Genomic DNA, 21,789 nt, shown 5'->3' with positions numbered 1-21,789 from the left:
CGAGCGTCGGCGGGGCGCTCCCGGCGGTTGACCCGACGTCGCGGGCCCGGCGGATGGCGGCCCGCACCCGGGCGATCAGCTCGGCGGCGGCGAACGGTTTCACCAGGTAGTCGTCGGCGCCCAGGCTCAGGCCCGCGACGCTGGCCTCCTCGCCGGCGCGCGCCGAGAGCACCAGCACCGGCAGGGTCCGGGTCGACGGGTCGGCGCGCAGTTCGCGGATCAGGTCGAAGCCGTCGAGCACCGGCATCATCACGTCGGTGAGGACCACGTCCGGTGGGTCGCGGCGGATCGCGTCGAGGGCCTGCCGGCCGTCGGTGACGGCCCGCACCCGCCAGCCCTGCCCGGTGAGCAGCCGACTCAGGTACGCCCGCATGTCGCTGTTGTCGTCGGCCAGCAGGATGTCCGCCCCGGCCAGCTCGTCGGCGGCCGGCCCGGACGCCGCGGCGGCCTGCTCCCCACCGCCGGCCGGCTCGGTCAGCCACCCCATCGCCTCCGCGACGGCGGCACGGGCCGCGTCACCCCGCCCGCCCGACGGCGGGCCGGTCACCGCGGCACGGCGCGACGTCGACCAGGGCAGCGCCACCGTGAAGGTCGTGCCGACGCCGACCCGGCTGGCCACCCGGACCTCCCCACCCTCCAGGCGCGCCAGTTCGTTGACGAGGGCCAGACCGATCCCGGTGCCCTCATGACTGCGGGAGCGGGTGCCCTGCACCCGGTGGAACCGTTCGAAGAGTTTCGGCAGGTCCTGCTCGGCGATCCCGATGCCGGTGTCCGCGACGGTGAGACGGACCTCCTCGTCGTCGGCGTCCAGAGCGATCCGGATCCGCCCGATGAACGTGTACTTCAGCGCGTTGGAGAGCAGGTTGGTGACGATCCGTTCCCAGTTGACCGGATCGACCGTGACGGGACGCGGCAGCGGCGGGCAGTCGACCTCCAGCACCAGACCGGCCCGCTCGACGGCCGCCCGGAAGACACCGGCCAGCTCGGCGGTGAGGGCCGCGAGATCAATCACCCGGGCGTCGCTGGAGGCCCGCCCGGCCTCCAGACTCGAGAAGGTCAGCAGGCTGTTGACCAGGGTCAACAGGCGAGTGGCGTTGCGCCAGGCGGTCTCCACCCGCTCCCGCTGCACGGGTGCGAGCGGCGCGGCGGCGTCGGTGAGCGCGTCGCCGAGCGGGCCGAGCATGAGCGTCAGCGGGGTACGGAACTCGTGGCTGACGTTGGTGAAGAAGCTGGTCTTCACCCGGTCCAGTTCGGCGAGCGCCTCGGCCCGGCGCCGCTCCTGCTCGTACTCCTGCGCGTTGCGCAACGCCACGGACACCTGCTGGGCCAGCAGGTGGTGGAAGGACCGGTACGCCTCGTCGAGCCGCCGGCTGGGGCTGACCCCGGCGAGCAGGACGCCGAGCGGCTGCTCCTGGTCGCCCGACGGCAGCGGCAGCGCCAGCGCGGTGCGGACCGGGTCGTCCCACGCGCCGCCGGACAGGGTCAGTCGCTCGGCGACACCGGTCACCTCGGTCGGTCGGCCCTCAGCGGCGTGCGGCAGCCCCCAGGCGTGGGCGGCCCGACCCGGGTCGCTCAGGTCCACGGCCTCCGGCAGCGCCTGCGGCACGCTGGTGCGACCCGGTTCGCCGCCGACGCAGGCGGCGCGCCGCAGGACCCCACCGTCGCGCAGGTAGATCGCGGCGAACGGCACATCCAGGGGGTGGCCGCCGATCGCGGAGATCAGGCGGGCGCAGGTGGCGTCCACGTCGACGGTGCGTCCGTCGCCGTTGACGGACAGGTCGCGCAGCAGCCGCAGCCGCCGCTCGCCGACCACCTGCTCGGTGACCTCGCTGCACACGGTCAGCACACCCACCGTACGGCCCTCGTCGTCGCGGGCCGGGGCGTGCGAGACGCTGAAGTACGCCTCCTCGCGGTAGCCGGCCCGTTCGAGCAGCAGCCGCAGGGCGGGCACCCAGCTGGCGACGCCGGTGGCCATGGCCTGCTCGATGAGCGGGGCGAGGACGTCCCAGCCCTCGGCCAGGGTCACGCGGACGTCGCCGCCGAGCGCGGCCGGGTGTTTGTCGCCGATCAACGCGGAGTACGCGTCGTTGTAGAGCTGGGTGAGGTGGTCACCCCAGAGCAGCAGCATCGGGTAGCGGGAGGAGAGCACCACCCGGACCGCGGCGCGCAGGCTCTGCGGCCAGCCGTCGACCGGGCCGAGCGGCGTGCCGGTCCAGTCCAGGGCCGCCATCAACCGGCCGGTGTCACCGCCGTCGGTGAAGAGATCCGTGCTGGGGCGCGTCACGTTCGACCCGGCCCCATCGCAAGCCCCCGTTCCGGGCCTAACGACCCCTGCTGGTGTTACCTACCCATCCTGGCATCTCTACTCACCTGTGCCGACGCCGGTACCCACCGTCGAACCGGCGGTGGTTCCAGACGAACGACCGATGTCACAGACATCGACATCTGTCAGTGTCGCGGTTATCTCTCCAACCCCCGAGGAGCCCCCATGAGAGGCAGAACGCTGAGCGCGGGAACCGCGCTCGCCGTGTTCGCCGGGATGACGGTGACGCTGGCGGCCCAGCCGGTGACCGCGTCACCCACGACCACGACGACGGTGGCCCGGCCGATCGCCGCGACCGCCGCCGCGTTGGCAGCGCCGGACATCTCCGTCACCAACGTCCAGGCGCACCTGACCCAGTTCAACTCCATCGCCACCAGCAACGGCGGCAACCGACGGGCCGGCTCGGCCGGCTACACCGCCTCCCTCACCTACGTCAAGACCAGGCTCCAGTCGGCCGGCTACACGGTCACCGAGCAGTACTGCTCCAGCTGCACGTACCCCTCGAACAACCTGATCGCGGAGTGGCCCGGCGGCCCGGCCGACCAGGTGGTCATGTTCGGCGCCCACCTCGACGGCGTCTCGGCCGGCCCGGGCATCAACGACAACGGCACCGGCTCGGCCACCCTCCTGGAGAACGCGCTGGTCCTGGCCGCGCAGAACCCGACCATGACGAAGAAGGTCCGGTTCGCCTGGTGGACCGACGAGGAGCAGGGGCTCAACGGCTCCCGGTTCTACGTCAACTCGCTGAGCTCCACCCAGCGCGGCTACATCAAGGGCTACTACAACTTCGACATGGTCGGCTCGACCAACGGCGGCTACTTCATCAACCGGGTCACCTCGACCACGGCGGCGCCGCTGAAGGCGTACTGGGACTCGTTGGGCCTGCAGCCGGAGGAGAACGTCGAGGGGCAGGGCCGCTCCGACGACTACTACTTCCAGCAGGCCGGCATCCCCACCTCCGGTTACGCCGCGGGTGCCAGCGCCCGCAAGACCAGCGCCCAGGCGGCCAAGTGGGGCGGCACCGCCAACGCCGCGTACGACGCCTGCTACCACCGGGCCTGCGACACCACCGCCAACGTCAGCGCCACCGTGCTGAACCGCTCGGCGGACGGTGTCGCGTACGCGCTGTGGCAGCTCGCCGTGGGCGGCGGCACCCCGACCAACGACTTCTCAATCTCGGTCGACCCCGCCTCGCGCAGCGTCGCCCGGGGCGCCAGCACCACCGCCACGGTCGGCACCGCGACCACGGCCGGGTCGGCGCAGACGGTCAGCCTCACCGCCTCCGGCGCGCCCAGCGGGGTGAGCGTCTCGTTCAGCCCGTCCTCGGTGACCTCCGGCGGCTCGGCCACGATCACCCTGACCGCCTCGGCCAGCGCGGCGACCGGCACCTTCACCGTCACGGTCACCGGCACCGGCTCGGTCACCCGCACCGCCAGCCTCACGCTGACCGTGACCGGCACCGGCGGCTGTGCCGGCGGCCAGGTGATCGGCAACGGCGGGTTCGAGAGCGGCAGCACGCCGTGGACCGCGTCCTCCGGCGTGATCACCAACTCCAGCAGCCAGCCGGCCCGGACCGGGTCGTACAAGGCGTGGCTCGACGGGTACGGCAGCACCCACACCGACACCCTGTCCCAGTCGGTGACCGTGCCGGCCGGCTGCACCAGCTACACGCTGTCGTTCTGGCTGCACGTCGACACTGCCGAGACCACCACCTCGACGGCGTACGACCGGCTCACCGTGCAGGTGGGTTCGACCACGCTGGCGACGTACTCGAATCTGAACGCCGCCTCCGGCTACGTCCAGCGCAGTTTCAACGTGGCCAGCGTCGCGGGGCAGACGGTGACGCTGACGTTCACCGGCACCGAGGACGCCTCACTGCAGACCAGCTTCGTGATCGACGACGTGACGTTGCAGGCGAGCTGACGGTCGCGGTCGGGCGGAGGGGGGCGGGCCTCCCCTCCGCCCGACATCTGGTCATGTCTGTCTATCTCTGGTAGAAATCCTTCAAGGCCGGCCCCTGATTCGCAAAATCCCACCCCTCATGCGAAACGGGAGTGCCATGTCACCCACCCGATCCACCCTGCGCCGCCGCCTGCTCACGCTGGTCGTGGCCACCCTCGCCACGGTCGGCGCCACGCTGGGCCTGGCCGCACCGGCCTTCGCCATCAGCCACTCCAGCGCCACCTCGCAGCTGCGCGCCGCCGGCATCTCCTGGACCTCGAGCGGCAACTGCAGCGACCGCAACGTGGCCACCTGCACCTCGTTCGACGGGGTACGGCAGGCCACCATCGACGGCATCATCACCTTCAAGCGGGCCAGCGGCTGCGCGGTGACCATCACCGCCGGCACCGAGGTCGGGCACGCCGGAGGCACGTACAGCCACTGGAACGGCTACAAGCTCGACATCGCGTTGAGCACCTGCGCCCAGAACTACATCTCGGCGAACTACACCTACGTCGGCTACATCTCCGGCTTCGGCTACCAGTACCGCGCCCCCTCGGGCAATCTCTACACCAGGGAGGGCAGTCACTGGGACATCCTCTTCTACACCTGTGGTGGCTGCTGAGCGACGGGTGCCGAGCAGGATGCGCGCAGGGCGCTGACCGCGTACCCGGGGACGGGCCGCCGCCGGGGAGCCGGCGGCGGCCCGATCACGTCCGTGGCGTCGCCGCTCAGGGGAGCTGCGGGTAGAGCGCGGTGACGCCGCCGGCGAGCCCGGCCTGCACCTGCCGGCTGATGTCGTCGGTGACGATCTCGTACGCGTCGGCCTCGATGCCGTCCACGCCGATCCGGGCGATCTGCGCCGGGTCGGACTTCGGGGCGGTGACCTCGGCGGCCATGTCGGTGTCCATGTAGCCGACGTGCAGGCCGGCGACCCGGACGCCCTGCTCGGCGAGCTGGACGCGCAGTGCGTTGGTCATCGCCCACTCGGCGGACTTCGCGGCGCCGTACGCCCCGACGTTGGGGAAGTTGACCCAGGACAGCACGGAGAGCACGTTGAGGATCGTCCCGCCGCCGTTGCCCGCGATGATCGGGGCGAACGACCGGATCATCGACAGGTTGCCGAAGTAGTGGGTCTCCAGCTCCAGCCGGACGAGGTCCAGGTCGCCGTCGAGGAGGTTGGTCCCGGTCTCGATGCCGGCGTTGTTGATCAGGAGGTTGACGTCCCCGGCGAGCGCGGCGGCGGCGGCCACCGAGGCGGGGTCGGTGATGTCGAGGCGCACCGGCGTCACGCCGGGCAGGTCGACGGTGTCGGGGTTGCGGGCGCCGGCGTAGACGGTGGCGCCCCGGGAGAGGAGTTCGGCGGCCAGGCGTCGGCCGAAGCCACGGTTCGCGCCGGTGACGAGGGCGGTGCTTCCAGCGATCTTCATGCGGCCAGGTTATCGGGCTGACTTCTGTTGAGCAAAGTCAACTAGGTCACGACGCCGACCCGCCCGGATCGGGAATACGACCCGGATGCCGTCACCGCCCGACCGGTGACGACTCGTATCCTTTGCGCGAACCTCCGCACGAGCTCAGAAGGGAGACGGTGTGAGCAACCAGGCCGAGACGTTGGAGTTCCAGGCCGAGGCGCGTCAGCTCCTCCAACTCGTCGTCCACTCGATCTACTCGAACAAGGACGTCTTCCTGCGGGAACTCATCTCGAACGCGTCCGACGCGCTGGACAAGCTGCGGCTGGCCACCCTGGTCGACAAGGACCTCGTCGCCGACACCGACGACCTGCACGTCACCATCGAGGTCGACCGGGACGCCCGCACGCTCACCGTCCGGGACAACGGCATCGGGATGACCCGCGACGAGGTGGTCCGGCTGATCGGCACCATCGCCAAGTCGGGCACCGCCGAGCTGCTGCGCCAGCTGCGCGAGTCGTCCGACGCCCGCGCCTCGCAGGACCTGATCGGGCAGTTCGGCGTCGGCTTCTACGCCGCGTTCATGGTCGCCGACACGGTCACCCTGCTGACCCGCAAGGCCGGCGAGTCCGGCGGCGCCCGCTGGGAGTCCACCGGCGAGGGCACGTACTCGATCGAGGCCGTCGACGACGCGCCGCAGGGCACGTCGGTGACCCTGCACCTCAAGCCGGCCGACACCGAGGACAACCTGCACGACTACACCGCCGAGTGGACCGTCCGCGACATCGTCAAGCGCTACTCCGACTTCATCGCGTGGCCCATCCGGATGCGCGTCGAGCGCCCCGGGGCCGACGGCGAGGCCGCCACCAGCGAGGTGCAGACCCTCAACTCGATGAAGGCGCTCTGGGCGCGGCCCCGCGACGAGGTCGACGCCGCCGAGTACAACGAGTTCTACAAGCACGTCAGCCACGACTGGGCCGACCCGCTCGAGGTCGTGCACATGAAGGGCGAGGGCACCTTCGAGTACGAGGCGCTGCTGTTCCTGCCCAGCCACGCCCCGCTGGACATGTTCGCACCGCAGGGCCGCCGCGGCGTCCAGCTCTACGTCAAGCGCGTGTTCATCATGGACGACTGCGAGGCGCTGGTCCCCACCTACCTGCGCTTCGTCAAGGGCGTGGTCGACGCGCACGACCTGTCGTTGAACATCTCCCGCGAGATCCTCCAGCAGGACCGGCAGATCCAGATCGTCCGCCGCCGCCTGGTCCGCAAGGTCCTCAGCACCGTCAAGGACCTCAAGACCAACCACCCTGAGCGCTACCGCACCTTCTGGACCGAGTTCGGCACCGTGGTCAAGGAAGGGCTGATCGACGACACGGACAACCGGGACACCCTGCTGGAGATCCTGTCGGTGGCGTCGACCAACGACCCGGCCGAGCCCACCGACCTGGCCGGCTACGTCTCCCGGATGAAGGACGGCCAGAGCGACATCTGGTACGCCACCGGCGACTCCCGGGCCACCATCGAGAACTCCCCGCACCTGGAGGCGTTCCGGGCCAAGGGCCACGAGGTGCTGCTGCTCACCGACCCCGTCGACGAGGTGTGGGTCGAGCGGGTCGGCACGTACGACGGCCGGCCGTTGCGCTCGATCGCCAAGGGCGAGGTCGACCTGGACACCGACGAGGAGAAGCAGCAGGCCGAGACCGAGCGCGAGCAGCAGCGACAGGAGTTCGCCGCGCTGGTGCAGTGGCTGGGCACCACCCTCGCCGACAGCGTCCGCGAGGTCCGCCTGTCGTCGCGGCTGACCACCTCACCGGCCTGCGTCGTCGGCGACGCGCACGACCTCACCCCGACCCTGGAGAAGATGTACCGGGCGATGGGGCACGAGATCCCGTCGACGAAGCGGATCCTGGAGATCAACCCCGGGCACCCGCTGGTCGCCGGGTTGCGCAAGGCCCACGAGCAGGGCGATTCGGGCCAGACCCTGACCGAGACCGCCGAGCTGCTGTACGGCCTGGCGGTGCTCGCCGAGGGTGGCGAGCTGACCGACCCGGCCCGCTTCACCCGGACGCTCGCCGATCGGCTGGCCCGCACCCTGTAGATGACGTGCGCCTCCGGCCGGCGGGCCGCCCGATCAGTCGGGCCCCGCCGGCCGGGCACGGGTCACCGTCACGCCGCCGAGGCGGATGCCTTCGGTCCTCGCTGCGACGCCGCCGGGCCGGCGTTCCAGCCCCAGCGCGGGGCCGGCACCACGGCCTCCCCGGGCCAGCCGGTGCCGACCGGGCCGCTGTCCTCCTCGACGGTCAGCTCGACCGACGTGGGCGTGCTGCGGGCCAGCCGCAGCGACTGCTCGGCACCGGTGCGGGCCGCGCACGGCCAACCCTGGCCGGCGCACTGCAGATTGCGGCAGTGACCCTCGTCGTCCGGCTCGTGGGCGCTCAGCACGTCGACCGCGAGCTGCCAGAGCAGAGGGTCGGTCACGTCGTGCGGACGCTCGACGCTACGGCTCGGTCGGTTGCTGGTGTCGTCGGACATCGTGGGCCCCCCTCGTCAGGCTGTTCCCCTCAAGGGTCACCCGTGCGCCACCGGCTAAACCGCCGACCTGCTGTGATGTGTCTCTGGTCGCAGGGATGCGGGGTGTTTAGTCCGGCAATAGCGGCATCTCGACACCCGGGTCGCGGCCGAGCAGCACCGCCCGGGTGAGCGCCGCCGATCCGAACCGGTCGCGGACCGCGTCCACGGCGGCGTCCAGTTCGGCCCCCGGATCCGGGTGGAAGGGAAGTTCCGGTTGGACCGGGTTGTCGTCCAGGTTGCCCACCGAGACGCCGATGAGGGTGACCCCGCGGCGGTCGATCTCCGGTTGGGCCGTGCGCAGCAGTGCCCGTGCCGCGGCGAGCACCGGGGCGGTGTCGGTGGTCGCCTTGCCCACGGTGTGTGAGCGGGTGGCCCGGGTGTAGTCACCGAAGCGCAGTCGCAGCACCACCGTGCGTCCGGCCCGGCCGGCGGCCCGCATCCGTCGGGTGACCCGGTCGACCAGGCCGGCGAGGATCGCGTCCAGCTCCGCCGGGTCGTGCGGGTCACGGCTCAGCGCGTGCTGCGCGCCCATCGAACCGCGCCGGCGGCCCACCTGCACCGGCCGTGGGTCGCGGTTGTGTGCCAGGGCGTGCAGGTGCCGGCCGGCGCCCGCGCCGAGCAGCGAAACCAGCGCCGCCTCGCCGAGCCGGGCCACATCGCCGACGGTACGGATGCGGCGTTCGCGCAGCTTCGCGGCGGTGATCGGGCCGACGCCCCACAGCCGCTCGACCGGCAGCGGATGCAGGAACGCCAGCTCGCCGTCGGGGGCGACCACCAGCAGCCCGTCCGGCTTCGCCACACCGCTGGCGACCTTCGCCAGGAACTTCGTGCGGGCCACGCCCACCGTGATCGGTAGGTGGACCTGCTCGCGGACCTCCCGACGCAGCCGGTCGGCGATGGCGGCCGGTGGCCCGACCAGCCGACGCAGACCACCCACGTCCAGGAACGCCTCGTCGATGGAGAGCCCTTCGACCAGCGGGGTGGTGCGTCGGAAGATCTCGAACACCGCGCGGCTCGCCGCCGTGTACGCCGACATCCGGGGCGGCACCACGATCGCGTCCGGGCACAGCCGGCGTGCCTGCTGGCCGCCCATCGCGCTGCGGACCCCCCGCGCCTTCGCCTCGTAACTGGCGGCGAGCACCACCCCGCCGCCGACGATCACCGGCCGCCCCCGCAGACGTGGGTCGTCGCGCTGTTCGACCGACGCGTAGAAGGCGTCCAGGTCGGCGTGCAGGATGCTGGCCCCGGACGACACGTACACATGTTCGCATGGCATCCGGGTGTCGCGGCAGTGAGCTGGGCGAACGCGGCCGAGCGTCGGCTCAGTCGAGGCAGAACTCGTTGCCCTCGGGGTCGGCCATGACGAGGTGACCGGCGCCGAGCGGGGGAGCGGGCTCGTGGCGGCTGAGCCGGGTGGCGCCGTGCGAGACGAGCCGTTCGGCCTCCGCCTCGAGCGCCGCCATCCGCTCCTCGCCGGCGAGCCCGGGAGCGGCCCGCACGTCCAGGTGGACGCGGTTCTTGACCCGCTTGCCCTCCGGCACGCGCTGGAAGAACAGCCGTGGCCTCGAGCCCTCGGGGTCGACCACCGCCGAGGCGTCATTGTGGCGCTCGGGCGGCACGCCCATCGCGTTCAGTGCCTGCTCCCACGACGCGAAGTCCCCGGGCGGGCCCTGCACCTGATAGCCGAGGGCCTCGGCCCAGAACGGCGCCAACCCGGCCGGGTCGGCACAGTCGACGGTGATCTGCACGTCGCGGGCCATGGCAGCTCCCTGCTTCCTGATCTGGTCGGTCATGATCCCAGCCTCTCGCGAATAGCGGACAGGAGCGTTCCTCGATCTGTGCAACGATCGGCGCGTGACTGTCGAGGCGACGACCGAGCGGGTGCTGCGGTTGTTGGCGCTGTTGCAGCGGCGGCCGTCGTGGACGGCCGTCGAACTCGCCGCCGAGCTGCGGGTCACCGACCGCTGCGTCCGCCGTGACGTGCAGCGACTGCGGGCGCTCGGCTACCCCGTGCACGCCGTGTCCGGCGTCGGCGGCGGCTATCAGCTCGGCGCGGGCACCCGGCTGCCGCCCCTGCTCCTCGACGACGAGGAGGCGATCGCCACGGCGGTGTCGCTCCGGCTGGCCTCCGGGGGCACGGTCGCCGGGGCGGGGGAGGCCGCCCTGCGGGCCCTCGCCAAGCTCGACCAGGTGATGCCGGCACGACTGCGCGCCGAGGTGCGGGCCGTGCACGGCTCCACCGACACGCTCATCGGCCCGGTGGTCGAGATCGACGCGGAGCTGCTGGTGATGCTCGCCTGGGCCTGCCGTGACGCCGTCCGGGTCCGGTTCCGCTACACCGGACGTGACGGGGAGCGCGAGCGGACGGTCGAGCCGGTCCGGATGGTGACGACCGGTCGTCGCTGGTATCTGATGGCCTGGGACGTCGACCGCGACGACTGGCGCACGTTCCGCCTGGACCGGATGCGTGCGGCGGAGGCCACGAGCTGGCGCTTCCGCACCCGCGAGCATCCCGATCCCGTCGCCTTCGTGCAGCGGTCGGTCACCGAGGCGCCGTACCGGCATCTCGCCCGGGTGCGGGTTCGCGCCCAACCCGACGAGGTGCGGGCGGTGGTGCCGCCCCAGGTGGGTCGTGTCGAGAACGACCGCGACGGGTGGTGTGTGCTGGTCGTGGGCGGCGACAGCCTGGAATGGCTCGCCGCGCACGTCGCCCGCCTGAGTTACGAGGTGGAGGTGCTGGAGCCTCCGGAGCTGCGCGAGGCCGCCGCCCGTCTCGCCCGCCGCCTCGCGTTGATCGCGGATGCCGGTGGCATCACAGATCGTCGAACGGCGCGGCGTAGCGGAACTCGCCCCGGATCGACTCGCGCCACGCGGTCAGCGGCCGGGCCATGAAGTACTGCGGCCCCCACGGCTGCGGCGGGGTGACGCCCAGCTCGACGGCGGGCCGGAACCCGAAGCGCGGGTAGTAGTCGGGGTGCCCGAGCAGCACGACGAGCGGCTCGTCACGGGCGTCGGCCGCGCCGAGCACCGCGTGCATCAACGCGGTGCCGACCCCGCGCCGCTGCCATCCGGGCAGCACGCCGAGCGGTCCCAGGCCCAACGCCACCGGCTCACCGGCCACCCGGCCGCGGGTGGCCACCACGTGCCCCACCACCTGGCCGTCCGTATCGGTCGCCACCAGGGAGTACGCGGGCAGCCAGCCCTCGTCGGCGCGCAGCGCGTCGACCAGTGCGGCCTCGACGGTGGCCTCGACGGTGGCCTCGACGGTGGCCTCGACGGGTACGCCAGTACCGCCGTCGGCCTTGGCGAAGGCGGCGGCATGGACCGCGCGGACGGCGTCGACGTCGGCGGTTGTCTCGCGTCTGATCAGCACCGCGCCACCATAGGTGTGGTGTGCCGCCGGCTCCACGGGTTTTACGCGCATGCCGCTGTGCCCGGCGGGCGGCGTTCAGCGGACATCGCGCGGGAATGGCTGATGCCTGTGAGTCATCAATATGCCTCACAGGCATCACGCTCATGGCGGACCTCACGGCGCCGGCCCCTGCGGCCGACGCGCGACCCCGCATCTCACGACCCCGCATCTCACGACCCCGCGCCACCATCGCCGCGCCCGTGGTCGGCGTGGCCGTGACCTCAGCCGACGGCGGTCGCCGAGGGTGGCGCGCTGCCGCCCCGGGGCACCTCCGGGGTCATCAGCCGGATGATCTCCGCCTGGTCGGCGGGCGAGGGCAGACCCCATCCCGGCCGGTAGCCGTACACCTCTTGCAGTGGGGTGGAGCCGGTGCGGCCGTCCAGGATCTCCACAGCGTCGGTGCCGATCAGGCCGGGGTGTTCGACGCCGCACGCCTCGGCGACCTTCGTCAGGTCCCGGCGCAGCGTGCCCAGGTAGTTGGCCGCCCGGACCGACTTCAGCGTCGGGTCCAGGCCCCGGGCCAGCCAGGCGTTCTGCGTCGCGACCCCGGTGGGGCAGGTGTCGGTGTGGCACTTCTGTGCTTGGATGCAGCCGATCGACAGCATCGCCTCCCGACCAACGTTGACCATGTCGCAGCCGAGCGCGAACGCCACGATGGCGTTGTCCGGCAGGCCCAGCTTGCCGGCGCCGACGAAGACCACCTGCTCGTGCAGGTCGTGCTCGGCGAAGACCTTGTACACCCGGGAGAAGCCCTGCTGGAACGGGAGTGACACCGAGTCGGTGAAGATCAGCGGTGCGGCGCCGGTGCCGCCCTCGCCGCCGTCGACCGTCACGAAGTCGACGCCCCGGCCGGTGTCGCGCATCAGGGTGGCCAGCTCCTGCCAGAAACCGAGGTCGCCGACCGCCGACTTGATACCGACCGGCAGGCCCGTCTCGGCCGCCAGCAACTCCACCCAGTCGAGCAGGCTGTCGCAGTCGGAGAACTCGGCGTGCCGCGACGGGCTGACGCAGTCCTGCCCGGCCGGGATGCCCCGGGTCGCGGCGATCTCGGCGGACACCTTCGCGCCGGGCAGCAGCCCGCCGAGACTGGGTTTGGCACCCTGACTGAGCTTGATCTCCAACGCCCGCACGGGGGCGTCGGCGACCAGGTCCTTCAGTCGGTCCAGGCTGAATCGGCCCTGCTCGTCGCGGCAGCCGAAGTACGCCGTGCCGAGCTGGAAGATCAGTTCACCGCCGTTGCGGTGGTACGGCGACAGCCCACCCTCGCCGGTGTTCTGCAGGCAGCCGGCGAGCGCCGCCCCCTTGTTGAGCGCGGTGATGGCGTTGCCGGAGAGCGAGCCGAAGCTCATCCCGGAGACGTTGACCACCGACTCCGGTCGGAACGCGTGGGCTCGCCCCCGGGCCGCGCCGAGCACCTTCGCGCACGGCAGCCGGACGTCGTGCCCGGCCGTCGGTGACGACGGCGGCACGGCCCGGCCGAAGGTGCGGTGCTTGATGATCGGGTACCCGGCGGTGTACTCGATGTCGTTGTCCGTGCCGAAGCCGAAGTAGTTGTTCTCCTGCTTCGCCGACGCGTACACCCAGCGCCGTTGGTCGCGGGTGAACGGACGCTCCTCGTTGTTGCCGGCCACGATGTACTGCCGAAGTTCCGGCCCGATGGCCTCCAGCAGGTACCGGGCGCGACCGAGCACCGGGAAGTTGCGCAGCAGCGCGTGGTCGCGCTGGATGAGGTCCCGCGCGGCGAGCGCCGCCACGGCGGCGGCGACGGCGGGTACGGCTCGACGGGCCCATGTCATGCCCGGGACTCTTTCCGCCGATGCGGCGGATCAAACCGGTGAGCTGGCTGGTGGCGGTGCGGGTACGCCCCGCACCGCCACCACGGACTCACCGATGCTTGAACGTCTGGCGGACCGTTCCGCCGACGATCGCGCACCACGTGCTCGTGCTGAGCTTGCCGTCGCGGGGCAGACCGTGCAGGGCCTGGAGGTCCTGCACCGCCGCCCGGGTGGCGTGGTCGTACGCCCCGGTGACGGCGACCGCGTACCCCTTGGTGGCGAGGATCTCCTGCACCGCGGTGACCGGCGCGCCGGTGGCGTGCTGGTCCAGCTCCGGTGCCAGGGTCTCCCAGGTCGGGGTGGTGAGCGTGGCGTCCACGTCCACCGGGATGCCGTTGCGGGCCTGCCAGTCCTGCACGGCCGCGACGGTCGCGGCGTCGAACGTGCCACTGACCGTCACCGCGTAGCCGCGGTGGATGAGCAGGTGCTGCACGACCCGGACCGACGGCGAGTTGACGAAGCGCCACAGGTCCGGCCAGCGGCGCGCCGGCACGTCACCCAGCTTGGTGCCGAGGGCGGCGTACACCCGCCGGCGCAGTGCCGGGAACTCCCGGTAGAAGGCGGCGCCCGGGCAGTCGGTGGTACGGAAGTCCCAGTGGCCGAAGATGTCGTGCGCGTGCAGCCCGTACTGGCGGCAGATCGCGACGCAGAGCGTGACCAGCGAGTCGGTCAGCGCCTTCGGCGGCGTCTCGGTGACGTAGGTGCCCTCGTTCTCGATGCCGATGGCCCGACCGTTCTCGCCCGGACAGTGCGCCGAGATCATTTGCCGGTCGCCGGCTTCGAGGCGTTCCAGGCTGCCCCGGCGGCCCTCCAGCACGTAGCCGCCACGGCTGACCGTGAAGTGCTGGCCGGTGTCCGACCAGCCGTTGCCGTCGATGTGCAGGTCCTGGCAGTCGTGGGCCAGCTTGACCGCCTGCTCACGGGAGTAGTCGGTGACGTTCGGGAACGCCATGTGGTGCACGATGATCTTGTTGGTGGGGATGGCGCTGACCGACAGCGGGTCCTTCGGTGGACGGGCGGCCCACTCGTCGCAGCTGATGATCCAGTCCAGGTCGGTGCCGGGGGCGGCCTGTGCCGTGGCGGGGAAGGCCAGCTCGCTCCCGACGACGGCGACCGTGGCGGCGCCGAGACCGGCTCGCAGCAGTGTCCGGCGGTCCACTTCGGAGTGGTCGACGTGCATCACATCTCCTCCTGCGGCCGACGGCGGGGGATGAAAAGTAGCTCCAGTGGCCGCACGCACTCCGGAGAATATTGCCAAGACTCCCCCGCGCGCTAGTGTCACCGCCATGCCCGACTCAGTTGGCGAGGGCGCGCCGGATGGAGCGGAGCGCGTAGTGCAGCCTGGAGCGGACGGTCCCCACCGGGACGCTCAGTTCGTCGGCCACCTCGTCGACTGACCTGTGCAGGTAGAACACCTGGTGCAGAACGTCGCGGTGATGTGCGCTCAGGCGGCGTGCGGCGTCGCGAAGCGCGTCGTTCGCGACAACCGTGGCGGACACGTCATCGTGCGTGGCGGCCGTGTCGGGGTCGAGTTCCTCGGTCGCCAGTGGGCGCGCCTGCTGGCGGCGATATTCGTCGATCGATGATCGGCGGGCCGCCGTGAACAGCCAGCGGCGCAGGTCGACGTCGTCGGCCGGAAGAGTGCTGACCCCGCGCCACGCCCGCACCATTGTCTCCTGGACGATGTCCTCGGCTCGCGAGTGGTTCCCACCGCTCAGCGTGAGCGCGAATCGCATCAGCGGCGGCCCCTGCGTCGAGACCAGGTGTTGAAAGCGAATGCGCGCGTCGTCATCGCCGGGTCGTGGGCGCACCACCATCTCTTCCCATCGTCTGACCGGACCGACTCGGGCAGCGTAGGGCGCGCAACTGGACAGCGTCTGCACGGAGAGTTTTCCCCGTCGTCGGCCCGGCCGGACCAGCTTCGGCGGATCCGCGACGAGGTCGTCGTCGCGGCCTGCGCGGGCGGTTGGCAAGGATCGCGGCCTTCGGTTGAACGAACGCGATCATCGTGCGATGAAAAGGGTGTGACAGTTCTTCCGATCAGACTCGTCGGGGATCCCGTCCTGCGTCAGCCGGCCACGCCGGTCGAGACGTTCGACGCGGAGCTGCGACGCCTCGTCAAGGACCTGCAGCAGACACTGGGCGACAGCGGAGGCGCCGGCCTGGCCGCCCCGCAGATCGGTGTCGGGCTGCGGGTCTTCGCCCTCCATCCCAAGCTCTCCGACGGGGATCTCGACCACCTGGTCAACCCGCAGATCACCTTCCCGGACGAGGACGAGCAGGACGGCCCCGAAGGCTGCCTCTCCATTCCCGGCGTCTACCTCGACACGAAGCGGCGGATGAACGTGGTTGCCACCGGCTTCAACCTCCATGGCGACCCGGTGCAGATCGTCGGTTCGGGCATGCTCTCGCGGTGCATCCAGCATGAGACCGACCACCTCGACGGTGTGCTCTTCCTCGACCGCCAGGACGCCGAACGGCAGCAACGAATCATCGAGACGCTGCGTGCGGCGTCCTGGTTCGACCAGGTCGACGGCCGGGAGCCGGTTGTCAAAGTCAGCCCACACTGATCGTCCGTCTGAACTCTCGGAGCACCTGTTGCGACCAGTTGCGCTCATCTCCGCCGCGGCGGCGCCGATCCTGCTCATCGGCGGCTGGACCGTCGCCGAGTCGCTGCAGCCCCCCGGCTTCGACCCCCTGCACGACACGATCAGTCAGCTGGCCGCGCTGGACGCCCGTGACCGGGGCGTGATGACCACCGCGCTCGTCGGCACCGGGCTCGCCTACCTGTGCACGGCATTCGGCCTGACCGAGGTCGCGCGGGTCGGACGACTGCTGCTCGCCATCGGTGGCGTCGGGACCATCATGGTCGCCGTGTTTCCGCTGCCGGCGGACCCGACAGCTCACGGGGTGTCCGCGGGCGTCGCCTTCATCGCGTTGGCCGCCTGGCCGTTCTTCGCGGTGGGCGGCTCCCCGGACGCGCCGTGGACCGTACGACGACCGTTCACGATCATTGCCGGGCTGACGTTACTCGCCCTCGTCGCGTGGTTCGGGGCCGCGTTGCAGAGCGGCAACCTGGTGGGGCTCGCCGAACGGATCGCGGCGGGCGCACAGGCGACCTGGCCCCTCATCGTGGCGGTGAGCCTGTTCGCGACGTCGAGACGGCGTCCGGCCGCGGCCGGTGCCGACGCGGTCAGGTGATGGCACGGGGAGCGCCGCCGGGCGGGTCGATCCGGGCCGGTGGGCGTTTCCCCGCGAGCCGGTGCGGGTAGGTCGGTCCCGACCGTCTCGGCTGCCCCGTAGAGGAATGACCATATGAGTGACAACGTCAGCGACGCGGTGGGTGACGCCCTCCGTTCGGTGATGCTCTTCCTGCCCAAGGCCGTCGCCTTCGTGGCGATCCTGGTGGCCGGTTGGCTGATCGCCAAGGCCGTGTTGAAGATCGTGGAGAAGGTCCTGGAGCGGGTCGGCTTCGACCGCGCCGTCGAGCGCGGCGGCGTCCGCCGCGCGTTGAGCCGATCCCGGTACGACGCCAGCGACATCGTCGCGAAGCTCGTCTACTACGCGGTGCTGCTGTTCACCCTTCAGCTCGCCTTCGGAATCTGGGGACCGAATCCGATCTCCGACCTGCTCGGCGCGGTGATCTCGTGGCTGCCCCGTGCCTTCGTCGCCATCGTCATCGTCGTGGTGGCCGCCGCCATCGCCAACGCGGTCAAGGACATCATCGGCGGCGCGCTCGGTGGGCTGTCGTACGGCCGGGTGCTGGCCAACATCGCCTCGGTGTTCATCCTCGGCCTCGGCGTCATCGCCGCGCTGAACCAGATCGGCGTGGCCACCGCGGTCACCACTCCCGTGCTGATCGCCGTGCTGGCCACGATCGGCGGCATCCTCGTCGTCGGTGTCGGCGGTGGCCTGATCCGTCCGATGCAGAATCGCTGGGACGCGTGGCTGACCCGCGCCGAGCAGGAGTCGCAGCTGATCGCGGCGCACGCCCAGGCGTACCGGGCCAGCCGCCGCGACGCCGAGGCCGAGCTGGCCCGCGCGTCGGCCGAGGCTGACCTGGCCCGCGCGTCGGCCGCCACCACCGGGTCGGACGCGGGGCTGCCCAGGCCGCCCGCGACCGCCACCGACCCGGAGGCCACCCAGATCGTCACCCGGCCGTCCGATCCGGAGGCCACCCAGATCGTGACCCGACCGGCCGACCTGGACGCGGCCCCGGTGGCGGGTGCATCGGGCGACCCGGACGCCACCCAGGTCGTCAGCGGAAGCAACCCGGACGCCGACACGACCCAGTTCGTCAGCCGTGGCCGTGGGGACTCCGACACGACGCAGGTCGTCGCCCCGGGGGGTGGGGACGCCGACACGACCCAGTTCGTCACCCGGGGCGGTGGAGACTCCGACACGACGCAGGTGGTGGGCACCGGTGCCGGTGGCGCGGTGCCCGGCCAGCGCGCCAGCGACGACAGCGAGGCCACCACGGTCATCCCGCCGGTCGACCCGAACCGGCGCTGACACGCGGCAGCACCAGCGGGGCGGGGGCCGGTCGGCCCCCGCCCCGCGTCGCGTCGTCCGCCACGCCGAAAGCGCTGGCCGGAGCCGGGAGGTTTGTCTAGCATCGCCGACATGACCTGGCGACATTGATCCAGCGCCTCATCCCTGCGGGGATGACGCCGCGACGTGGGTATTGAGCGGCGCCCTGCTCGACGAGCCCACCCGTACGCGGTGTTCTGGTTGTTACCGGCTTCGCGAGCAGCAGCGGCGACACTGCCATCGCGATCAAAGATCTCGAAGAACTTTGCCTTGAGCTCAGCGGAAACGGACACGGTCCGCGCAACTCCCAGAAGATCTGGGCGTTGCGAGGACCGCTAGATCCCAAGACCTCGGCCCGGCCGGACTCGTGCGCCTCCCTGATGAAGCGCGCCACCGGCCGCGCCGCGAGGATCGGCCAGGCCGTGCCATCCCGGACCTCGTCGCGGACGGCGTCAATGTCCCAGTCGGCCCACCGCAGCAGCCGCTGCATTCCGTCCGGTGACAGGTCACCGGCCTGCTCGGCGAGGGTCCAGCCGTTCTTGCGATCGAGGCCGGCGACCAGCCCGGACAGGTACTGCCGAGCCCGTCGCCTCGGTTCCGGATGAAAAAGGCTCACTGTCCGATACGCAGGCATTTGCCCGTGTCGTACCAAATTAGGCGCCATTCCTTGCTGAGATCACCTCATTGTCCTCGACGCTGGGGCCGGGAACGTAGTTGTTGTTCCGAATAGGCGGGAGGAGGTGCGAGTTGCCAGGAGGCTTGAGTACCCGACTGGGCTGAGCCATGTTGGCGAGAGGTGGCCACCGCCGCGGCCAGCGAAAGGTCCGGGCGGGTATTCCTTTGCGGAGGAGAAATTTGAGAGGTCGATGGCTGCCCGCTCAGGGTAGTCATCTGGCCGGTCGTTCGGAGAGTTCCGGAGGTGTGTGAAAGGGAATCGTACGACGGGGGCCGCGCGAGGGCATACGCTGGAACTCCGTTCGGCAGCGCATCTCGCGAAAGCAATTCGTCGAGTATGCGGACAGTGGATTGGCCGTCGCGCCCAACGGTATCGTGATTATTGTAATAGGGTTGCACGAGGGCTTCCCTGCAGTCATTCCAGTCGCGGGAAAATCCATTGGGCATCATGAAATCAAAGTGCGCCTGCTTGAATTTCATCAAGGTTGAAGTGATGTCATAACTGGGCCAGAGACCCAGGCTTAGAAACCTTCTGTCAAACTCACGGCGTCGCCTCGATAGCTCGTCTGCCTCAGTTCGATTTATTAGGATATCACCCGTGCATTCCTCTGCCTCGTCGCGGCATTGACGAAGCTCTCTAAAGAGATCGCTCTGCCGGCTGCGAAGATCTGCTTCCTCTGAATCAAGCCTCTTCGCCTCGGCGCGGCGAAGTAGTTGCATAACGCCACCCGCCCTCTCTAGGCCTGCCCGCCTCGCGGCCAGACCAGAGGCTTCTGCGGCCATCTGGTCATTAGCCTCTGAAATGCCTTCCAATTGCTGTTCCAAACGTTGCCTTCGACCGCTCAGCACCGCATATGCACGCCTGTTTTCGGCTTCGTCGCGCAGAATTCTAGCTCCTTTTAATGGATGGGCATCAAGCTCATCCCGGCGGAGCTCGGCGATACTCTGCAGGTCTTTATGACGTCTTACCCAAAACTGATACCTCGGCATTTCAGTCACTTCGGGTGTTTCTCGAAGCATCCTCCCCATCAGTTGTATCCTTTTGAGATAGTCTGTTACCTCTAGATAAAATCTGTCCTCTACTTGATGAAATCTGGACTCTACTTGCTGAAAACGTTCTTCTGGCACGCGCAATCTCCCATCGGGTGGTCTACTCTGTGCTGGGCCCTCACCATCACAACGGAATGAAGGGCTGTCGTGTTCACTCCTGTCGCGATCATCTCGGCCTGTGTTCGTTCGGTGGACGACGGCACGATCACTGCCGGTTGTGACGGATGGCTCACACACTGTCAATCCCCTGGAAGTGTGGAGGGTTGTTTAAGCTGCCTGGGCCCGGCGGGCTTCGGCGATGAAGTGTTCGTAGTCGACCGGTGACATGCCGTCGCAGGCGCTGTGGCGTCGGCGGACGTTGTAGAAGCCGACGATCCAGGTGGCGATCTTGATGCGGGCCTCGGCTCGGGTCCGGAAGCGCTGCCGGTGGATGTACTCGACCTTGATGGTGGAGTTGAACGCCTCGGCGGCGGCGTTGTCCAGGGCGCAGCCGACCCGACCCATCGACTGCGGGACGCCGAGACGCTTGCAGGCTTTGGCGTAGTCGGTGGAGGTGTACTGGGCGAGTTCAATCGGTTGTTGCAACACCGGGCTGTTCCAGCGAGCTTAGCTGTTCGGCGAAGACCTCGGCCGGGGTCTTCCAGCCAAGGCTCTTGCGGGGCCGGTTGTTGACCGCGAGGGCGACGGCTTCGAGGTCCTCATCGGACCACCTCGACAGGTCGGTGCCCTTCGGGAAGTACTGACGCAGCAGCCCGTTGGTGTTCTCGTTCGTCGGCCGCTGCCAGGGCGAGTGCGGATCGGCGAAGAACACCTTCGTGCCGGTATCGAGGGCGAATTGCGCATGACCGGAGAGTTCCTTCCCACGATCCCAGGTGAGGGTCTTGCGCAGTTGCTGGGGCAGCTTCGTCATCGATGCTGTCAGCGCGGTGTTCATCGCGATGGCGCCGTAGCGAGCCTGTCCGAATTTCTGTGTAACGCCCTATCCTGTCTAACTATCGGACATCGATGGGGATGCGGCCTGGGAAGAAGATGTCCAAGGCGTTGAGGGCCTGCTTCCAGCCGTGGACGCCGGCGCCTTCGACGAGGCGCGGTGGTGCTTGCCGGGTTTGGGTGCGGGGTTTGCCGGCTTCGGCGGCGCGTTGGCGGGCGCGTTTGTCTTCGATGTCGGCGATGGCCAGCCAGATCAGCTTGACCACGGCGTCGTCGGTGGGGAAGTGCCCACGATTCTTGATCACTTTGCGGATCTGGTAGTTGAAGCTTTCGATGGCGTTGGTGGTGTAGATGATCCGGCGGACCTCGGGCGGGAACGCGAGGAACGGGGTGAACCGGTCCCACGCCCTCTCCCAGACCGCGACTGCGGCTGGGTAGCGCTTCCCGAGCGGACTGTCGGCGAAGGCGAGCAGCGCGGTTTCCGCGGCGTCGGCGGTCGGGGCGGTGTAGATGTCCTTGAGCGCGGCGGCCATCGCGCGGCGGTCGGTGTAGGACACGAATTTCATGGCTGCCCTGATCAGGTGCACCACGCAGGTCTGCACGGTGGTGTGTGGCCAGACGGCCTCGATCGCCTCGGGCAGGCCGGTGAGCCCGTCGCAGCAGGCGATGAGCACGTCACGCACGCCCCGGTTACGCAGTTCGGTGCAGACCTGCATCCAGAACTTCGCGCCCTCGCTCTGCGCCACCCAGATACCCAGGACGTGCTTGACCCCATCGGTGCCGACACCGACGACGAGGTAGCAGGCCTTGTTGCGCACCGTGCCGCCGTCGCGGACCTTCACCATCAGGCAGTCGACGTAGACGATCGGGTAAACCTCGTCCAAGGGCCGCTGCTGCCAGGTCTTGACCTCGTCGAGGACCTCGTCGGTGATGGTGGAGATGGTGTCCGGGCCGACCTCGGTGCCGTAGACGCGGTGCAGGTGATGCGCGATGTCCCGCACGGTCATCCCACCGGCATACAAACTGATGACCACATCCGAGAGGCCACCGAGGCGGCGGGCATTCTTCGGCAGCAGCATCGGAGTGAACGTGCCCGCCCGATCCCGGGGCACC

At 70.0% G+C, this 21,789-nt stretch carries 19 protein-coding genes and 2 pseudogenes; 7 read left to right on the top strand and 14 right to left on the bottom strand.

Features of this window, described 5'->3' with window-relative positions; all coding sequences use genetic code 11:
- A partial coding sequence (locus tag F8271_RS19130; protein ID WP_151491130.1) for an ATP-binding protein occupies positions 1–2,284 on the bottom strand: 2,284 nt, incomplete at its 3' end.
- Positions 2,285–2,488: 204 nt separating this feature from the next.
- Between F8271_RS19130 and F8271_RS19125 the strand changes: the two genes are divergently transcribed.
- Both F8271_RS19125 and F8271_RS19120 read left to right on the top strand, forming a co-directional pair.
- Positions 2,489–4,246 carry a M28 family peptidase gene (locus F8271_RS19125; RefSeq protein ID WP_151491129.1) on the top strand — a complete coding sequence of 586 codons (1,758 nt, stop codon included), beginning with the start codon at positions 2,489–2,491 and terminating at the stop codon, positions 4,244–4,246.
- A 136-nt stretch (positions 4,247–4,382) separates the two neighbouring features.
- Positions 4,383–4,889, top strand: a complete 507-nt coding sequence (locus F8271_RS19120) for a hypothetical protein (protein ID WP_151491128.1) — start codon at positions 4,383–4,385, stop codon at positions 4,887–4,889.
- 106 nt (positions 4,890–4,995) lie between these two features.
- On the opposite strand, the gene F8271_RS19115 is transcribed toward F8271_RS19120, so the two are convergent.
- On the bottom strand, positions 4,996–5,694 hold the full coding sequence (locus tag F8271_RS19115; protein ID WP_151491127.1) for an SDR family oxidoreductase: 699 nt from the start codon (positions 5,692–5,694) through the stop codon (positions 4,996–4,998).
- 160 nt (positions 5,695–5,854) lie between these two features.
- Here F8271_RS19115 and htpG point away from each other — a divergent pair, with 160 nt between their 5' ends.
- Positions 5,855–7,771, top strand: a complete 1,917-nt coding sequence (gene htpG / locus F8271_RS19110; RefSeq protein WP_151491126.1) for a molecular chaperone HtpG — start codon at positions 5,855–5,857, stop codon at positions 7,769–7,771.
- A 68-nt stretch (positions 7,772–7,839) separates the two neighbouring features.
- On the opposite strand, the gene F8271_RS19105 is transcribed toward htpG, so the two are convergent.
- The 3 genes from F8271_RS19105 to F8271_RS19095 all read right to left on the bottom strand — a co-directional run bounded on the left by F8271_RS19105 (position 7,840) and on the right by F8271_RS19095 (position 10,004).
- Positions 7,840–8,205 (bottom strand): hypothetical protein, encoded by a 366-nt coding sequence (locus tag F8271_RS19105; RefSeq protein WP_151491125.1) that lies wholly within the window; start codon positions 8,203–8,205, stop codon positions 7,840–7,842.
- Positions 8,206–8,311: 106 nt separating this feature from the next.
- On the bottom strand, positions 8,312–9,499 hold the full coding sequence (gene dinB / locus F8271_RS19100; protein WP_151491124.1) for a DNA polymerase IV: 1,188 nt from the start codon (positions 9,497–9,499) through the stop codon (positions 8,312–8,314).
- 67 nt (positions 9,500–9,566) lie between these two features.
- Positions 9,567–10,004, bottom strand: coding sequence for a VOC family protein (locus F8271_RS19095; RefSeq protein WP_151491131.1), 438 nt, complete (start codon positions 10,002–10,004; stop codon positions 9,567–9,569).
- Between the two features lie 94 nt (positions 10,005–10,098).
- Here F8271_RS19095 and F8271_RS19090 point away from each other — a divergent pair, with 94 nt between their 5' ends.
- Entirely contained in the window at positions 10,099–11,136 is a 1,038-nt protein-coding gene (locus F8271_RS19090; RefSeq protein ID WP_151491123.1) for a YafY family protein, read from the top strand.
- On the opposite strand, the gene F8271_RS19085 is transcribed toward F8271_RS19090, so the two are convergent.
- The 4 genes from F8271_RS19085 to F8271_RS19070 all read right to left on the bottom strand — a co-directional run bounded on the left by F8271_RS19085 (position 11,057) and on the right by F8271_RS19070 (position 15,374).
- Positions 11,057–11,617 (bottom strand): GNAT family N-acetyltransferase, encoded by a 561-nt coding sequence (locus F8271_RS19085; RefSeq protein ID WP_151491122.1) that lies wholly within the window; start codon positions 11,615–11,617, stop codon positions 11,057–11,059. The two genes, F8271_RS19090 and F8271_RS19085, sit on opposite strands and share 80 nt — an antisense overlap.
- A gap of 260 nt (positions 11,618–11,877) precedes the next feature.
- Entirely contained in the window at positions 11,878–13,452 is a 1,575-nt protein-coding gene (locus F8271_RS19080) for an FMN-binding glutamate synthase family protein (RefSeq protein ID WP_151491121.1), read from the bottom strand.
- A gap of 88 nt (positions 13,453–13,540) precedes the next feature.
- Complete coding sequence (locus F8271_RS19075; RefSeq protein ID WP_151491120.1) at positions 13,541–14,671, bottom strand: N-acetylmuramoyl-L-alanine amidase; 1,131 nt, start codon at positions 14,669–14,671, stop codon at positions 13,541–13,543.
- Positions 14,672–14,786: 115 nt separating this feature from the next.
- Positions 14,787–15,374: a sigma-70 family RNA polymerase sigma factor gene (locus F8271_RS19070; RefSeq protein WP_151491119.1), complete on the bottom strand. Its 588-nt coding sequence runs from the start codon at positions 15,372–15,374 to the stop codon at positions 14,787–14,789.
- A gap of 141 nt (positions 15,375–15,515) precedes the next feature.
- On the opposite strand from F8271_RS19070, the gene def reads away from it, so the two are divergent.
- The 3 genes from def (at position 15,516) to F8271_RS19055 (ending at position 18,003) form a co-directional block, all read left to right on the top strand.
- Positions 15,516–16,061 carry a peptide deformylase gene (gene def / locus F8271_RS19065; RefSeq protein ID WP_151491118.1) on the top strand — a complete coding sequence of 182 codons (546 nt, stop codon included), beginning with the start codon at positions 15,516–15,518 and terminating at the stop codon, positions 16,059–16,061.
- 28 nt (positions 16,062–16,089) lie between these two features.
- The gene (locus F8271_RS19060; protein ID WP_192580360.1) at positions 16,090–16,692 is read left to right on the top strand and encodes a DUF998 domain-containing protein; all 603 of its coding nucleotides are present in this window, start codon (positions 16,090–16,092) and stop codon (positions 16,690–16,692) included.
- 114 nt (positions 16,693–16,806) lie between these two features.
- Positions 16,807–18,003, top strand: coding sequence for a hypothetical protein (locus tag F8271_RS19055; protein ID WP_151491116.1), 1,197 nt, complete (start codon positions 16,807–16,809; stop codon positions 18,001–18,003).
- A 445-nt stretch (positions 18,004–18,448) separates the two neighbouring features.
- Here the strand turns inward: F8271_RS19055 and F8271_RS19045 are convergent.
- The 5 genes and pseudogenes from F8271_RS19045 to F8271_RS19025 all read right to left on the bottom strand — a co-directional run.
- Positions 18,449–18,655 (bottom strand): annotated as a pseudogene (locus tag F8271_RS19045) (hypothetical protein); the annotation flags it as partial.
- A gap of 47 nt (positions 18,656–18,702) precedes the next feature.
- Positions 18,703–19,824, bottom strand: a complete 1,122-nt coding sequence (locus tag F8271_RS19040; protein WP_151491115.1) for a hypothetical protein — start codon at positions 19,822–19,824, stop codon at positions 18,703–18,705.
- 189 nt (positions 19,825–20,013) lie between these two features.
- A complete protein-coding gene (locus tag F8271_RS19035; protein WP_192580359.1) occupies positions 20,014–20,334 on the bottom strand; it encodes an integrase core domain-containing protein in 321 nt (106 codons plus the stop codon).
- Positions 20,315–20,695: pseudogene (locus tag F8271_RS19030) on the bottom strand (IS30 family transposase); the annotation flags it as partial. The gene F8271_RS19035 and the pseudogene F8271_RS19030, both read right to left, overlap by 20 nt.
- A gap of 43 nt (positions 20,696–20,738) precedes the next feature.
- The coding region (locus tag F8271_RS19025) for an IS256 family transposase (RefSeq protein ID WP_151491113.1) at positions 20,739–21,789 on the bottom strand (1,051 nt) is incomplete at its 5' end.

Origin of the sequence: Micromonospora sp. ALFpr18c (assembly GCF_008868155.1) — a bacterium.
Taxonomy (GTDB): domain Bacteria; phylum Actinomycetota; class Actinomycetes; order Mycobacteriales; family Micromonosporaceae; genus Micromonospora.
This window is presented reverse-complemented; position numbering and strand designations above follow the sequence as displayed.

Coding starts and splice junctions, on each gene's coding strand:
- F8271_RS19080 (WP_151491121.1), bottom strand. CDS start 13,452: ATGACATGGGCCCGTCGAGCCGTACCCGCCGTCGCCGCCGCCGTGGCG.
- F8271_RS19055 (WP_151491116.1), top strand. CDS start 16,807: ATGAGTGACAACGTCAGCGACGCGGTGGGTGACGCCCTCCGTTCGGTG.
- F8271_RS19115 (WP_151491127.1), bottom strand. CDS start 5,694: ATGAAGATCGCTGGAAGCACCGCCCTCGTCACCGGCGCGAACCGTGGC.
- F8271_RS19075 (WP_151491120.1), bottom strand. CDS start 14,671: ATGCACGTCGACCACTCCGAAGTGGACCGCCGGACACTGCTGCGAGCC.
- F8271_RS19095 (WP_151491131.1), bottom strand. CDS start 10,004: ATGGCCCGCGACGTGCAGATCACCGTCGACTGTGCCGACCCGGCCGGG.
- F8271_RS19120 (WP_151491128.1), top strand. CDS start 4,383: ATGTCACCCACCCGATCCACCCTGCGCCGCCGCCTGCTCACGCTGGTC.
- F8271_RS19125 (WP_151491129.1), top strand. CDS start 2,489: ATGAGAGGCAGAACGCTGAGCGCGGGAACCGCGCTCGCCGTGTTCGCC.
- F8271_RS19105 (WP_151491125.1), bottom strand. CDS start 8,205: ATGTCCGACGACACCAGCAACCGACCGAGCCGTAGCGTCGAGCGTCCG.